The 13,804-nt window shown below is 55.9% G+C and carries 14 protein-coding genes; 5 read left to right on the top strand and 9 right to left on the bottom strand.

Annotated features, from left to right (window positions below):
* Positions 1-93 precede the first annotated feature (93 nt).
* Both J3456_RS16305 and J3456_RS16300 read left to right on the top strand, forming a co-directional pair.
* Positions 94-1,479, top strand: a complete 1,386-nt coding sequence (locus tag J3456_RS16305; protein WP_349581196.1) for an aldehyde dehydrogenase family protein — start codon at positions 94-96, stop codon at positions 1,477-1,479.
* Positions 1,479-2,258: an N-formylglutamate amidohydrolase gene (locus tag J3456_RS16300; protein WP_349581195.1), complete on the top strand. Its 780-nt coding sequence runs from the start codon at positions 1,479-1,481 to the stop codon at positions 2,256-2,258. The genes J3456_RS16305 and J3456_RS16300 overlap by 1 nt, the downstream gene beginning before the upstream one ends.
* Before the next feature lie 32 nt (positions 2,259-2,290).
* On the opposite strand, the gene J3456_RS16295 is transcribed toward J3456_RS16300, so the two are convergent.
* From J3456_RS16295 to J3456_RS16255, 9 genes are all read right to left on the bottom strand, one after another.
* Positions 2,291-2,836, bottom strand: a complete 546-nt coding sequence (locus J3456_RS16295) for a helix-turn-helix domain-containing protein (RefSeq protein ID WP_349581194.1) — start codon at positions 2,834-2,836, stop codon at positions 2,291-2,293.
* A 401-nt stretch (positions 2,837-3,237) separates the two neighbouring features.
* Positions 3,238-4,755, bottom strand: coding sequence for an APC family permease (locus J3456_RS16290; RefSeq protein ID WP_349581193.1), 1,518 nt, complete (start codon positions 4,753-4,755; stop codon positions 3,238-3,240).
* Positions 4,756-4,824: 69 nt separating this feature from the next.
* Positions 4,825-5,769, bottom strand: coding sequence for a type 1 glutamine amidotransferase (locus J3456_RS16285; RefSeq protein WP_349581192.1), 945 nt, complete (start codon positions 5,767-5,769; stop codon positions 4,825-4,827).
* Between the two features lie 59 nt (positions 5,770-5,828).
* Complete coding sequence (locus J3456_RS16280) at positions 5,829-6,695, bottom strand: type 1 glutamine amidotransferase (RefSeq protein ID WP_349581191.1); 867 nt, start codon at positions 6,693-6,695, stop codon at positions 5,829-5,831.
* Between the two features lie 5 nt (positions 6,696-6,700).
* Complete coding sequence (locus J3456_RS16275; RefSeq protein WP_349581190.1) at positions 6,701-6,898, bottom strand: ferredoxin; 198 nt, start codon at positions 6,896-6,898, stop codon at positions 6,701-6,703.
* Between the two features lie 15 nt (positions 6,899-6,913).
* Positions 6,914-8,086 carry a cytochrome P450 gene (locus J3456_RS16270; protein WP_349581188.1) on the bottom strand — a complete coding sequence of 391 codons (1,173 nt, stop codon included), beginning with the start codon at positions 8,084-8,086 and terminating at the stop codon, positions 6,914-6,916.
* Positions 8,087-8,171: 85 nt separating this feature from the next.
* Positions 8,172-9,557 (bottom strand): glutamine synthetase family protein, encoded by a 1,386-nt coding sequence (locus J3456_RS16265; protein WP_349581187.1) that lies wholly within the window; start codon positions 9,555-9,557, stop codon positions 8,172-8,174.
* A gap of 48 nt (positions 9,558-9,605) precedes the next feature.
* Complete coding sequence (locus J3456_RS16260) at positions 9,606-9,941, bottom strand: 4Fe-4S dicluster domain-containing protein (RefSeq protein ID WP_349581186.1); 336 nt, start codon at positions 9,939-9,941, stop codon at positions 9,606-9,608.
* 3 nt (positions 9,942-9,944) lie between these two features.
* Entirely contained in the window at positions 9,945-10,922 is a 978-nt protein-coding gene (locus J3456_RS16255; protein WP_349581185.1) for an NAD(P)/FAD-dependent oxidoreductase, read from the bottom strand.
* A gap of 413 nt (positions 10,923-11,335) precedes the next feature.
* Between J3456_RS16255 and J3456_RS16250 the strand changes: the two genes are divergently transcribed.
* The 3 genes from J3456_RS16250 to J3456_RS16240 all read left to right on the top strand — a co-directional run bounded on the left by J3456_RS16250 (position 11,336) and on the right by J3456_RS16240 (position 13,784).
* Complete coding sequence (locus J3456_RS16250) at positions 11,336-12,346, top strand: GlxA family transcriptional regulator (protein ID WP_349581184.1); 1,011 nt, start codon at positions 11,336-11,338, stop codon at positions 12,344-12,346.
* Positions 12,347-12,525: 179 nt separating this feature from the next.
* Positions 12,526-13,350: an MBL fold metallo-hydrolase gene (locus J3456_RS16245; RefSeq protein ID WP_349581182.1), complete on the top strand. Its 825-nt coding sequence runs from the start codon at positions 12,526-12,528 to the stop codon at positions 13,348-13,350.
* A 26-nt stretch (positions 13,351-13,376) separates the two neighbouring features.
* Entirely contained in the window at positions 13,377-13,784 is a 408-nt protein-coding gene (locus J3456_RS16240) for an ester cyclase (RefSeq protein ID WP_349581181.1), read from the top strand.
* Positions 13,785-13,804 lie beyond the last annotated feature (20 nt).

Here is a 13,804-nt window from a genome sequence, read left to right as displayed (position 1 = left end):
CTTTCGCATCACGTGAGAGTGTGTTGCTTATCGACACGTGTTGCCTTATAGGAAACGAAACGACAAAACGCAACACAAATCAGTGGAGTATTCATGGCTAATATCGAAGTTGCATCCCCTATCGACGGCACGAAATTCATTGTGGGCACTACAGCTTCCCCCGAGGAAATTGAGTCGGCCCTGACGAAAGCTGAATCCGCGTATAAGACTTGGCGCCGGTCGTCCAATGAAGACCGCGCAAAGCTAGTTCTGGCGCTGGCCGACGAACTTATCAAACGCAAAGATGACCTGGCCAAAGCATTGACCCGCGGTATCGGGCGTCCCGCATCGCAGGCGGACGAGACCCCCCGTTTTCGTGCCGTCACCCAATCGCAGATCGAGGCACTAGAAGGCATCGGTGACGAGACCTATACCTCGGCGGGTGAAACACGCCGCTTTACTCGTCGTGGCGCGCAGGGCGTCCATCTGTCAATCGGCCCCTGGAACTATCCCGTGGGCATGTTGCCATGGCTGATTGTAACTCCAATTCTAGCCGGTAATACCGTGATCCTCAAACACGCTGCCCAGACCGCCGAAGTGGGCCGAATCGTCCGCGAGGCCTTTGAGGCCATTGAAGGACCGGAAGGTGTCCTTCAGGTTCTGGAGCTCAGCCACGACCAGGTTGACCAGATCATCAAGTCCGAGCGCCTGAAGGGCGTGAACTTCATCGGTTCGGTTTCCGGCGGCCTGGCAATTCACCGCTCAGCTGCCGGCACGCTGACGCATGTTCACCTGGAATTGGGCGGCAAAGACCCGGCCTATGTGCGCGCCGATGCTGATCTGGATACCGCCATTGCCGAAATCGCGGATGGCTGCTTCTCGAATGCCGGTCAATCGTGCTGCTCCGTCGAGCGGATCTATTTGCATGCCGATATCGCTCGCGATTTCATTACCCGCTTCAAGGACGAGATGAAGAAGTACCGGGTCGGAAATCCGAACGAAGAGGGCACGACCGTTGGTCCGGTTGTCAAACGTTCGGCTGCTGACTACATCCGCCTGCAAATTGAAGATGCCGTTGCCAAGGGTGCCAATGCCTATGCCCAGCCAGGGCTGGACCTGTCGTCTGTCAGAGACAAGAGCTGCTATGTCGAGCCGACCCTACTAACCGGTGTCGACAATTCGATGTTGGTCATGAAGGAAGAGACCTTCGGTCCACTGGCCTGTGTGCAGGTTGTGGCCAGCGACGCCGAAGCGATCGAGTTGATGAATGACAACCAGTATGGCCTGACCGCGGGTATCTGGACCCAAGATACCAATGCGGGCTTGGAACTGGTCGATCAGCTGGAAGCTGGCACGGTCTTTATCAACCGCTGCGACCACGCAGACCTCTACCTGCCTTGGGGCGGCCAGAAGATGTCTGGCCTTGGTCGCGGTAACGGCCGAGAAGGTCTGCTGGGCGTGATGGACGTCAAGTCATTCCACATCCGGACGATCGACTAATGGGTCGGATAGAAAACCTGCCCGCAGAAGACCTCGCGCGCTGTGCGCGCGAGGCTGTATCGGTACGGACAGGGCGACGCAATGATGGTATCGTCCTATTGTGCGAACATGGCGGTTTCCGGATTCCAGCGCCATGGGGCACCTTGGGCTTGCCCGAAAGCTTCACCGGGACCCACTATGGTTACGATCTGGGGTCCCGAAATCTGACATTGAAAATCGCGGAAATTCTGGATGCCACCGCGATCGTGTCGAACTATTCGCGGCTATTTCTGGATTATAACCGCAAGAGCCATGATCCAAGTTGCATCCGTCCTGATATGGGCGGGATCCCCGTACCTTATAACGAGCAGATCAGTGAATGCGAACGCGAACTTCGCGAGCGAATCGCGCGACACCCGGTTGAGACAGCCGTTGCAGACTGTCTTGGAGGGAAGGCCCCAGTAGGTAAGGGGATCATATCGATCCACTCCTTCTCGCATGTTTGGGAGACTATGTATCGGGATTGCGAAATCGGTGTGATGTGGAAACATGATACTCGGCTCAAGACACCTTTGATGGCGGCCTTGGCTCAGCAAGATAGCTTCGCTTCGGCAGAAAACGAGCCGTACAGCTTTGCAGAAAGTGATTGGTTTACGTTGGACCGGCATGGGCTGTCGGTAGGTGTCCCGAATGCCTATATCGAAATCCGCAACGACTTGCTGTCCAATGAACAGAGAATCGACAAGATGGCCGAGACTCTGGCGCCGGCGATAGAAGCGGCGTTTCGCGCCCTAGATTGACGGGTTGCGTGATCCGGCCGAGAAGGGCCGGGTCACGCAAACACGTTGATCATCATCAATTCAGCAGGACCGTCTACCGCAACGTAAGCATGGGGTTGTTCTGAATCGAACAGGATGCTGTCGCCTTTGTTGAGTTCGGCCGTTTCGTAAAGCTGAGACAAGAGCTTTAATTTCCCGGACAAAACGTAAAAGAACTCCTGCCCTGGATGCTGATGCCAGCCTCCATTCTCTGCGAAGTTGGTCGCAGTGATGGTAGTGATCCAGTAGAGTATTTCGTGGTCTTTTAGATCGGTACACAGCGGCCGAAATCGCATTCCCGGTGTGGTATGCATGTCCTCATGGGAAGCTCGGGTAATCGTACGTCGTCCGCCTGCCGATGGCGAGCCTTTCGACAGAAAGACCGATGCTGGCACTTCCAAAAGGCCTGCGATCTTTAGTGCAAGTTCAACTGAAAGTTTCGATTTTCCAGTTTCTATTTTAGACAGTTGGGACGCTGAAATACCCAGTTCTGTTGCCATCGAACGCAGACTTATGCCCTTTCGGGTGCGTTGGGTTCGTATTGCATTTTCAAAAGACATCTGTTGCTACGCCCCTTTTCAAGGTCTATTCTAACGGACCTTCGCCCTCTATCCTGCCATAAACAGCCCACTTGATCGTCTGCTCCGAACACTCGGGGTTCGGTTCAGCCAAAGAGACGTCTGTCTACTCAAAAAGGGGGCGCATAAGATTCACGAAGCTCTACTGTACATTTAGTTAAACCGCACATGTCGAAACCTGTTTCACGTACCGATACGTGTTTACACATATGGAAACTTTCCTTCAAGAGCGGAACTGCCTCGCTTTCTTCCCGCCGATAGAGCGGGGCAGATGAGCCGAGAAGTTACTCGAAAGCAGCCTCTGGATATGAAAAATCCGGGCCAGCTGTAGTTGGCAGGCCCGGTTTTCTATCTTGCTCCTAGAGGTAGTTTGGGCCCAACCGTCAGGTGCGGGCACGGTCCTCATATTCACCAACGTAGTCTGTGTCGACGAGGGCATCTTCAAGCTCGTCATCGTGCAACTTGCCGATCATCGCGTAACGCTCGGGGTGACTGCCACGCAGGTACAGAGCGTAGACAAAGCCTACTGCGGCGATGGCGATCACGTAGAAGGGGATCATCTTGACCACAAGCGTTTCGCTGTCCGCGAGAAAGGTGATGTTCTTGAGCAGCAGAAACACAACGACGGATTGAGCTGCGGCACCAAGGGCCGGGGCCAGGAGCGTCTTCCACCATGCCAGCGGCTCATCACGACCGATACGGTTGAAGTAGCCTATCACTGCCAGTGACACGATCAGTTGAACGCCGATCACTGCAAGCGTGCAGAAAATCGGCAGCCAAGTACCCAAGTGCAACAGAGGATCACCGCCACCAAAGGCAAACAGTGCAACAGTGAACAGCGCAATCACAGCCTGCACGCCAGCAGCGATGTGCGGTGCCTTGTGCTCGGCATGCGTACGACCCAGTGCTTTAGGCAGAATTCCATCACGTCCAAGCGAATAGAAGTAGCGGGTCGCATTGTTGTGGAAGGCGAACGAACAAGCAAAGAAGCTTGTTACCACCAGGAAGTCCATGATCACGCGGACGCCATGGAAGGTATAGATATCGGCCAGTTCAAAGAAATACTGGTCGACGAGGGTTTCCGCTTGAGTGGTCGAGTTGCTGCCAAAACCGACAAGACCGGCGTAGGCTGCGAAGGTGTAGAACAGACCTAGAGTAAAAACGGCGATATAGGTCGCGCGCGGCACGGCCTTCTTGGGGTCCATAGTTTCTTCGCCATAGATCGCAGTGGTTTCGAAACCGATCCAAGACCAGAAGGCCAGGAAAAAGCCAACACCGATAGCGGGGGCGGCGTTCCAGCCCGAGGGGTCAAAGACATGAGGCATCTGACCCTCTGCACCGCCGGCAACCGTAGTGGTCAGGCAGAGGGCGGCGATGATCAGAACTTCGACGATCAGCAGGACGCTGAGGATCTTCGCACCATAGGTGATCCGAAAGGTGGAGATGATCCACATCAACACAAGCGACGCGGCACTGCACCAATACCATGCGACTTTGATGCTGAGGTAAGTCTCGAGCAGAAGCGCAGTGTAGAAACCGAAGCCGCCCGCAATCGCTGGAGAAATCATGCTGTATGCAGACATCACGGTCAGCCCGACGGCCAGACCGGTGGGTTTGCCCAGACCCTGCGTTGTGAACGTATAAAATGCCCCGGCGGAGGTGATCCGCTTTGCCATCTGTGCGAAGCCTACGGTGAAGACGAGCAGGATAAGCGTGGTTGCAGCGTAGGTAAGTGCCGTGGACACACCCGCACCCCACGCGATGGAAATCGGGATATAGGCGGAAACGACAACAAGCGGTGCTGCCGCCGCGGTGACCATGAAAACGATATGAAAGAAGGTGATTGAACTCTTTAGTAGCTGTGTTGAAGTATCAGCTGTAGCTGTACTTGGGTTTGACATCTGTTCTCTCCCTGATTGGACGATGTTTCTAGTATTCGACGCCGGTCCGTTGACGTCTCCAAAGCTCCGTCACAGCATCTGCTCCTCCTGTGATCCGAAGAAGCATTCTTCTGACCTTTGCTGTGGGAAGTGATCTCTTACCGGTTGCTCGGCTGAGATTCTTTTTCGTTGGGCCGGAAGCACCATGAGGTCCAGCCAATTCATTAATTCGATGGGCCTGAAGTCAAAGCTCGACAGGTCGAGTGGCCCGAACAGGGCCATATCCGCCTCGGTCGGCGAGCTGTCCGGTGCGAAACGGTCCAGCGCTTCGGCAACGGCTTGAATTGCGTCGAGTGAGGTGTAAACTTCGCCGTCGACCAACTCCAGGATGCTGCCGCGCATGAAGCCTGCTGTATCAGGGCCATCTAGCTCGGGATGGTACTGGACGCCCCAGAAGACGGATTTCGCGCCGGTAATCTCCACGCCCTGAATGAAGTGCCGGTTGCGGGCGGTCACGCGGCTGCCGGGGGCAAGCCGAGTCACTTGGTCGGAATGGAAGCCAAAGGTGTCAAAGATCTCAGGCCGGCCCAAGTGCATTGGGTGCCCGCGCCCCTCTTCAGAAAGGCTTACGCCGAAGGAGAAAGGTGCCTCGCACTTGCAGTCCTCGGCCTGGCTGGGTCCGACCTCGCCGCCGGCGGCGACGGTGGCCAGCTGCAGACCCCAGCAGATCCCGAACATCGGGGTGCCGGACTTAAAGGCGGTACGGGCGAAATCGAGCTGCCGGTGGGTACCTTCTGTCATCTTGTGGATGTTGGAGTTCGAGCCGGTGAACAAAATGCCGTCGTAGTCCGTAAGCGGACGCTGGGGCGTTTGGTCGGCATCTGTGGTCAGGAGGATTTCGCTTTCGATATCCGGCCGCAAGCGGCGCAGCAGCTTCTCGAACATACCGCTAGGCGCGCAGCCGTTATAGGCGGTGAAAATTGCCCGGTCGGCCTGTTCATTGCCTTCCGAGATGAGGATGCGCATCTGTGTCATGGCAGGGGATTTCCTTCTTCCCAATGGTTGCAGCCGCGTTCCCGCCGTCTGTCCGTACACTACCGGCCCTGCCGACGGGTCTGGGCAGGGCGGACTTGATGCTGCAACCAGTTGACTAGCTCGACCGGTGCAAAATCGAATCTGTCGAGGGAGAGAGCGCCCAGTTGGTCGCGGTCTTCCGCATTCGGCTGGTAATCTGGACCGAGGCGGCGCAGAGCCTTGGCGGAGGCAGAAAGGGTATCGGCATCTGGGTAGTAGCCGGCCTCGACTAGTGCTGGAGCAAAGCCGCAGGTGAAGCTGGCAGCCTGGACACCATCGGCCTCAGGATGGTATTGCACGCCCCAAAAGACGGATTTCTGGCCCTGGAGTTCCAGCGCTTGGATACAACGGCCATTGCGGGCGGTTACAGTGGCACCGGGAGGCAGGTCGAAGATCACGTCCGAATGAAATGCGTAGCTGTCAAATACGGTAGGACGGTTCAGGTGCATCGGGTGATCGAGGCCGGCGGGGGTCAGCGCGATCCGGTGCGCGAACGGCCATTCGCCGCGGCCATCAGCGGCACCGCTGGGGCCGACCTGGCCGCCCGCGGCCACTGTAGCAAGCTGAAGCCCCCAGCAGATGCCGAACAGCGGCGTGCCCGAGGCTAAGGCTTCTTGCATGAAAGCCAGCTGTCGGAGGGTGCCGTCAGTCATATCCTGGATATTGGACATCGACCCAGTGAACAGAATGCCGTCGTAGTCCGTAAGCGGCTTTGTGGGCCTTTGCGCTTCGTCGGCCGCGAAGAAAATCTCTGTCTTTAGATCGGACCGGATGTCATGAAGCACCCGGTCGCAAAGCCCACTGGATGAATGGCCTGCACTGCGGATCAGGCGTGCCCGGTCGATGCATTCATTGCCTTCCGAAATGAGGATCCGCAGCGTACTCATCCGCGTTACTCGGAGATAATGATCGTGCGCTCGGGGCAGTTCGCCGCGGCTCTACGAACATTGTCCTGCTGGTCCGCGGGAACGTTTTCCATACCCTCACGCACGTTTGCATAGCCCTCGTCATCGATTTCAAAAACATCGGGGGCAAAGTACACGCAGCGGGCATGGCCCTGGCACAGGTTTTCGTCTATACAGACTTTCATGGTTTCTTCCTTCAATCAGAACTTGATGTTGAGTGGGCCAACGCCGTGCCATTTCTGGTCGGGATCAGCTGGCGTGAAGCGCGGTACGACATTGAGGAACTCCTCGATGCCAACCACCAGTTCGCGTCGCCCCAGGTTGGAACCCAGGCAGCGATGGATTCCACCGCCGAAGCCGAGGTGACGGTTTTCCTGGCGTAGGATGTCCACCTTGTCGGGGTTCGGGAAAATCTCTTCGTCGCGGTTGCCCGATCCGAAGGCTAAAACAACACGGTCCCCGGCCTTTATTTCCTGTCCGCGCACCACGGTGTCCTTGAGACAGGTGCGAGCCATCGCCTGAACCGGCGAAAGGCATCGCAGGAACTCCTCGCAGGCCATGGGGATGAGGGAAGGATCATCGCGCAATTTTTGCTGGTCTTCGGGGTTGTGCGCCAAGTGCCAGATCCCTGCGCGGATAGCCCAAGCCGTCGTGTCGAGACCGGCAAGGAACAGTAGGTAGCAGTAGCGCAGAAGTTCATCTCGAGTCAGCAGTTTGTCATGGATCTTAGCGCGGCAAAGGTAATCGATCAGCGTGGCGGACTCCGGATCGTCCTCCCAAATGTCGAGAAGGTTGTCAAAGTAGTCATAGACGGCTTTTTCAGCCGCTCGCATAACGTCCGGACGCTCAACACGCTCATAGATGATGTCATCAACCCACTGGTCGAACTTCGGCCAATCTTCCTCAGGAAAACCGGCAAGGTTGCTGAAAATGATAGTTGGAACCGGGCGTGCATAACCGTAGGACGCATCTGCACCCGAACCCTTTGAAAGGAATTCCACAGCCTGAGCGCGCGCTGTTTCTCGGATCGGCTCTTCAAGCTTCTTCAGTTCTTTCGGTGTGAATAACGGCAGAAGGATCCGCCGATAGTCCGTGTGCTCGGGCTGGTCGCTGTCGATCGGAGGCAGTTCGGCATCCGTCACCGGGGGGAACATCATGCTGGGACGCACGGACCAAGTTTCCGGGTCCTGCTCTGCAGCAAAGATGTCATCGCTTTTCGTGATGAACCAGAAGCCGCCGTATTTTTCGCTGCGGCCCACAGGGCATTCCGAGCGAAGCGTTGCATAGGTGTCAAAGATCGTGTCCAGCGCTTCTCCGTGGAAGTCGAAGTTCGCTGAAACGTCCTTGATGTCCTTTTCCTTGGCACTTGTCATTTTTTAGTCTCCTAAACATTTGCTCTTCAGCTGCCCTGATCGTGCCGCGGCCAGGGCCGATATGTGCTTGGCTGTGATGAAGGGATCAGATTACTTCCAGATAGCGATTGAGTTCCCAGTCAGTGACTTTCGAGTTCATACGCAGCAGCTCCCACCGCTTCATCCGCACGTAGTGGTCAACGAATTCCTCACCAAACAGCTCGCGCACCATCGGGCTATCGGCAAACAGATGCGCGGCTTCCTCAAGCGAGCTAGCAAGCGGCGTAGCTTGTTCCGGGGTCGCGCGATAGGCATTGCCCTTGAAGGGTTCGCCGGCGTCCATGCCGGTCTCGACGCCCTTCAGCCCGCACAGTAGGCTGGCGGCGATCACCAGATAGGGGTTGGTGTCGGCGCCAGGTATGCGGTTCTCGATCCGTGCGGCTGGACCCTTTGACGGAATGGCGCGGAAGGAAACGGTCCGGTTGTCGATGCCCCAGGACGAGTTCGCGGCCGCCCAAGCACCGACGTTCATCGTGCGTTTGTAGGAATTCACGTTCGGCTGGTAGATCGCCGACATAATACGGGAGTTTTCTTTCATACCCGCCAAGAACGACAGACCCAGATCCGACAGCATCAGCGGATCTTCCGCGTTGTTGAACAGCGGATTGCCGTCCATGTCCGATAGGCTCATATGCATATGGCCCGAAGAACCGGACCACGCCGCATTTGGTTTGGCCATGAAGCAAGCGGTCATACCGTTTTGGGTGGCCAGTTCCTTAACCGCATATTTGGCAAACAGCGCACCATCCGCCGCGGCAAGCGCATCGTCGTACTCAAGGTTGAACTCGAACTGGCCGGGCCCGTGTTCGCTAATCGTTGCCTCGATGGTGAGGCCGGCTTCTTGAATGTAGCGACGCAGCTGTCCGAAAAGATCGTCTGAGGTCGCATAATGCAACATGGAATAGGTATGGCCGGCGCGGCGAGCGGGGCGCAGGGTGCGGTAGTCGCCTTCAGCCATGTCGGCGATCGAGCCTTCGAAAAGATAAAATTCAAATTCATAGGCGGCCTTGGGCTGATAGCCCATAGCATTGGCCTTTTCGACGGCCTTGCGCAGGATGTTGCGCGGGGACAAAACGACGGGGGTCATATCCATTTCCACCATCTCGCAGATGACGGAAGCGACCCGCGGCTCCCAGGGGATCAGGCGAAGTGTGGTCAGGTCGGGAATTAGTTTGATGTCGGGATAGCCAGTTTCCCAGTTGGTATAGGCAAGGCCTTCCACGACCTCGTCTTCGACATCCCAGCCAAATAGCACATTTGCGATGTTGGTGCCGTTTTCTACGACGGAATTCAGGAAGTATTCCGCACCGAACTGTTTGCCCCGCCACAGACCATCCAAATCCACGGCACCAACCCGAATGGTGTCGATATTATGTTTTTCCAGAAACGCCTTTGCTTCTTCGATGGATGAAATGTTTGCGTTGGTCGGCATTGATGTCTCCTTGTTGAGGTGTTTTGTGGGGGGCGTTTTTTTCTTCAGTTATCCGCCATTTAGAAGTTTGAGCACCCTTGGATGATCACTGTCGATAATCCCGACCTTGCGCGCACCGCGCGGAGAGCCGATAGGAACATCGCGTCCTGGAAGCACCGTTTCGAAGAACTCGCGTGCTTCCTTCAAATCGTCGTCATTATCATCTGGTGCGGCATAGGAGATCGCCTCTACCGGGCATTCGAATTCGCAAGCACCGCAGTCGGTGCATTCGCCCGGCTGGATCCATACGCGGCCTTTAGCCTCGTAGATGCAGTCAACGGGGCATACGTCTACGCAGGCTTGGTCTTTGTTGCCGATGCAGCTGTCAGAAATCACGTAGGGCATGGTTCAGGCCTCATTTGTGCTGTGCCCCGGAAGGACAGACATTCCAGGATTGATTGCCGCGGCGGCGTGGTTCACGGCGATGGCGGCTTCTCCGAAGCCAACAGACATTAGACGTACCTTGCCGGGATACTCACTGACGTCACCGATCGCGAAGACGCGCGGTAGCTGGGTTTCCATGTCTGGTTTGACTGGGATGCGGAACCCGTCGATGCCCAGACCCCAAGTGCCCATCGCACCGAGGTCTGACACGAAGCCGAGGGCCATGATGAATTTGCCGAAAGGCAGATCGATATTGCCGATGGCGTCATCGCGCACGGTTAGGATCTCTGCATCACCTTCTTTACGATAACCCAGAACCTCGCCCGGGGCGATAATCTTGATCGAGCTGTTCTTCATTTCCTCGACGCTGCGCTCGTGAGCGCGGAAGCGGGGGCGTCGGTGGATGATGGTCACAGATTTGGCGCGCGTCTCGGCGGCCAGAGCCCAGTCGACCGCACTGTCACCACCACCGGCGATGACCACGTCATTATCATTCAACACCGAAAGATCCGGCACAAAATGCATGATGTTGGATGACGATACACCATTCAGTGCCGGCAAAGAGCGCGGCTCGCAACGGCCAAGACCGGCCGCAATCACGGCTGATTTTGCTTGGACTAACAGGCCGCTTTCAGTGGTCAGGCGGTAAGCGTCACCTTCTTTTACCATCTCGGAAACGGTCTCTTCCAGTTTCAGGTCATAGTTCTGGCGACGGGACTGCTTGAGGAGGCCGGCAACAAAGTCCGCACCTTTAACGGCCGCGAAACCTGCGACATCGTGGATCAACTTCTCGGGATACATCGTTGAGATTTGTCCACCCACTTGCGGCAGCCCATCCAGCAATACCGTGCGCAGTCCACGGAATCCGGCATAATAGGCGGCATACAATCCAGCGGGGCCGGCGCCGATGATGGCGATGTCATAAGAGGCTTCGGCGCTCATACCAACTTCATTCCCTTTGTCTTCTTGCTATTAAGTGTTTCCTAACAGGATACATGTTTCCAATCAAGCATCATTTTGTCTTTTGCATTCGCTGTAGCCGACAGCGGTAAGGATGGGAAAACGGGCGAATCTGATATCGCGGCGTTGTTGCGCACAATAAGAGAAGGAATAATTGGCAATGAAACCAGTCGGTTAGACTAATACCTCCGTAGCGCAGGCTCGATGAAGCATTGAAGTAGAATAGACTTTCTGTTAAGTGCACATGTTACAAAAATTGACACGCGCACCTTCTCCAGTGGCCAGTTTTGGCATAAAGAGTGCGCAAACTCTGCAGGGCCAATGGCTATCCGTGCGACGCGGGCACCGTCTGGAGGTCAGCAAGAGAATAGATTCGCCCGATACGGAGATCGCTCATGGGACAAACAGGCGAGACGAAAGGCCCCGGCATCGCGACCAACTCGGTAAAGCCCATGGTCGCTGTTCTGGTCTGCAATGGGTTTGCGCCGTTTCAGTTCTCGGTGCCGTGCGCGATCTTCGGGAACTTCCTGCCAGGGCTGGATCTATTCGATATGCGCATCTGTGCCGTGGAGCGACAGGCCCTGCACAATGAATTCGGTATGTCGATTGTCCCGACTGGTGGAGCAGAGACCATCTGCACGGCGGACGTGATCGTGATTCCCTTTTGGAACAGCCCGGACAAGCTCCCTTCGGAAGATCTTGTCAACGCTTTGCGGCGGGCCAACGACAATGGCGCAAAGATCGTCGGACTTTGCCTTGGCGGTTATGTCCTCGCCTATGCCGGGCTTCTTGATCACCGGAAGGCGTCGACCCATTGGGAAATGATCGAAGACTTCCGGGCTCGATTTCCCAAGGTGAAGCTGAACGATGCAGCGCTCTTCGTTGAAGACGGCAACCTTGTGACCTCTGCCGGCACCGGCGCGGGCATTGATTGCTGCCTCGAGATCGTTCGAAGCTATCACGGCAGCGATATTGCAAATCGCGTAGCACAACGATTGGTCATACCTTATTGCCGCGATGGCAGTCAGGCGCAATTCGTCCAGCCCCCTAGCGCGCGGAATTCCGACAGCTCCCGCTTGGAAAGGACGATCGCCTATTTGACTGAACACCTGTCCGAAGCACATAACGTCGATTCTCTGGCGGCCCTGTCTGGAATGAGCCGACGTAGTTTTACCCGAAATTTTCAAAAAATGACGGGTATGTCACTGGGCACGTGGCTGACAAGCCAGCGTCTGCAAAAAGCGCTTTTGCTGCTCGAAACCACAGATACACATGTCGAATCAATTTCAACAATAATCGGTTTCCGGTCCTCGGCGGCCTTTCGGCGTCATTTCCTGTCCCGTTACGGTTTGACACCCAGCGGCTGGCGAAAACAGCACGGTCAGTCTGTTAAGACCTTCGGTTAACCAATTCAAGGGCCTACTGAATTCTGTGACACGCTCCGATGAGGCACTGAACGTGCTGGATTTCACCGGCCACAGGCTCTTGGCCCAAATTGACCGTTTGTTGGCCTGACTCTGGCTGTCGTAGCTCATTTACGCATTCCAAACTCTCTGAAATCAACAACAACGACAGGGAGTAGACAATGAAAGTTCGGCAAATCCGCAACGCCACCATTCGCCTAAACTATGCCGGCACAAGGTTCCTTGTCGATCCGTGGCTTGCTCCGAAAGACACCTATGCCGGTTACGCAGGGACCGCGAATGACCACCTGCGTAACCCGACCGCTGCCTTGGTGGTACCGATGGAGGAGATTGTCAACGTCGATGCTGTCTTGATGACCCATGTCCACCCGGACCATTGGGATCGCACTGCCGCAGAGAATATCTCGGCCGAAACGCCTTTCTTCGTTCAGCACTTCGGCGACAAGGCTTTGGTCTCGAATGCTGCGGCGCTTGTCTTGGACGAGAATGGCGTACACGTTGACAAGGTAGAGGGCAAAACGTTCAGCGATGTCCGAGTTCTGACCGGCAACCCCGAATTCAACGGCGTGAAGCTAAAAAAGGTCCCGGGACAGCACGGCTCGGACGAAGCGCTCCAGGCCGCCTATGATCTGCTGCAAGAAGTCATCGGCATCGTCTTCTCGCATCCGGATGAAAAGACCATCTACCTCGCAGGCGATACGATCTGGAATGAATATGTCGAAGCGAACATCGCCGAATACAAACCAGACGTGATCATTGTAAACGCCGGCAACGCCCAAATCCCGGGCCTGGGGAGCATCATCATGAGCCCCGAAGATGTTGCCAGGGTCTGCGCCGCTGCACCAGACGCCGTCATCATCGCAAGCCATATGGAATCAGTGAACCACGCCATGACCACCCGCGCCGATCTCAAGGCATACCTGGCCGAACAAGGGCTTTCGGATCGAGTTCTGATTCCCGACGATGGCGAAACCCTGGACCTTTGAGAGTCAACAAAACAAGGAATAACTCCATGTCTATCCAAGAAAACAAAGAACTCTGCCAGAAATTCTATAACGCGATCAATCGCGAGGATTTCGCCGCGCTGGATGACCTGTGCCATGAGGATTTCGTCTTCTACAGTCAGGTGGACACGCCCAAGCCCGGTGTCAAAGGGTTCGTGAACTCCGAGAAATCGGCGTTTGACGCCTTCGAATCCTTCAAGTTCCCTGTCGAGCAGATGATCGCCGAAGGGGACAAGGTGGCCGTCTACCTGATTTTCCACGCCAAGGGTCAGAAAAAACCGACCATGGGCACCGAGCCGCATGGCAAGGATGTCCAGATCTCGGTTTTCTGCCTGCTGACCATCAAGGACGGGAAAATCTTCGAGAAGCGTGCGCATTTCGATGTCGCTGATATCCGTGCACAGTTGACGGTCTAAAACTTCTGTGTGTCCGCATT

It is taken from the genome of Sulfitobacter sp. NFXS29 (genome assembly GCF_040148765.1).
Taxonomy (GTDB): Bacteria; Pseudomonadota; Alphaproteobacteria; order Rhodobacterales; family Rhodobacteraceae; genus Sulfitobacter.
The sequence above is the reverse complement of the archived record's forward strand: the minus strand, read 5'-3'. Positions and strand labels throughout refer to the sequence as shown.

What these genes read in the sequence shown, in the direction of transcription:
- J3456_RS16305 (WP_349581196.1), top strand. Translation starts at nt 94, where the DNA reads ATGGCTAATATCGAAGTTGCATCCCCTATCGACGGCACGAAATTCATT.
- J3456_RS16300 (WP_349581195.1), top strand. Translation starts at nt 1,479, where the DNA reads ATGGGTCGGATAGAAAACCTGCCCGCAGAAGACCTCGCGCGCTGTGCG.
- J3456_RS16295 (WP_349581194.1), bottom strand. Translation starts at nt 2,836, where the DNA reads ATGTCTTTTGAAAATGCAATACGAACCCAACGCACCCGAAAGGGCATA.
- J3456_RS16290 (WP_349581193.1), bottom strand. Translation starts at nt 4,755, where the DNA reads ATGTCAAACCCAAGTACAGCTACAGCTGATACTTCAACACAGCTACTA.
- J3456_RS16285 (WP_349581192.1), bottom strand. Translation starts at nt 5,769, where the DNA reads ATGACACAGATGCGCATCCTCATCTCGGAAGGCAATGAACAGGCCGAC.
- J3456_RS16280 (WP_349581191.1), bottom strand. Translation starts at nt 6,695, where the DNA reads ATGAGTACGCTGCGGATCCTCATTTCGGAAGGCAATGAATGCATCGAC.
- J3456_RS16275 (WP_349581190.1), bottom strand. Translation starts at nt 6,898, where the DNA reads ATGAAAGTCTGTATAGACGAAAACCTGTGCCAGGGCCATGCCCGCTGC.
- J3456_RS16270 (WP_349581188.1), bottom strand. Translation starts at nt 8,086, where the DNA reads ATGACAAGTGCCAAGGAAAAGGACATCAAGGACGTTTCAGCGAACTTC.
- J3456_RS16265 (WP_349581187.1), bottom strand. Translation starts at nt 9,557, where the DNA reads ATGCCGACCAACGCAAACATTTCATCCATCGAAGAAGCAAAGGCGTTT.
- J3456_RS16260 (WP_349581186.1), bottom strand. Translation starts at nt 9,941, where the DNA reads ATGCCCTACGTGATTTCTGACAGCTGCATCGGCAACAAAGACCAAGCC.
- J3456_RS16255 (WP_349581185.1), bottom strand. Translation starts at nt 10,922, where the DNA reads ATGAGCGCCGAAGCCTCTTATGACATCGCCATCATCGGCGCCGGCCCC.
- J3456_RS16250 (WP_349581184.1), top strand. Translation starts at nt 11,336, where the DNA reads ATGGGACAAACAGGCGAGACGAAAGGCCCCGGCATCGCGACCAACTCG.
- J3456_RS16245 (WP_349581182.1), top strand. Translation starts at nt 12,526, where the DNA reads ATGAAAGTTCGGCAAATCCGCAACGCCACCATTCGCCTAAACTATGCC.
- J3456_RS16240 (WP_349581181.1), top strand. Translation starts at nt 13,377, where the DNA reads ATGTCTATCCAAGAAAACAAAGAACTCTGCCAGAAATTCTATAACGCG.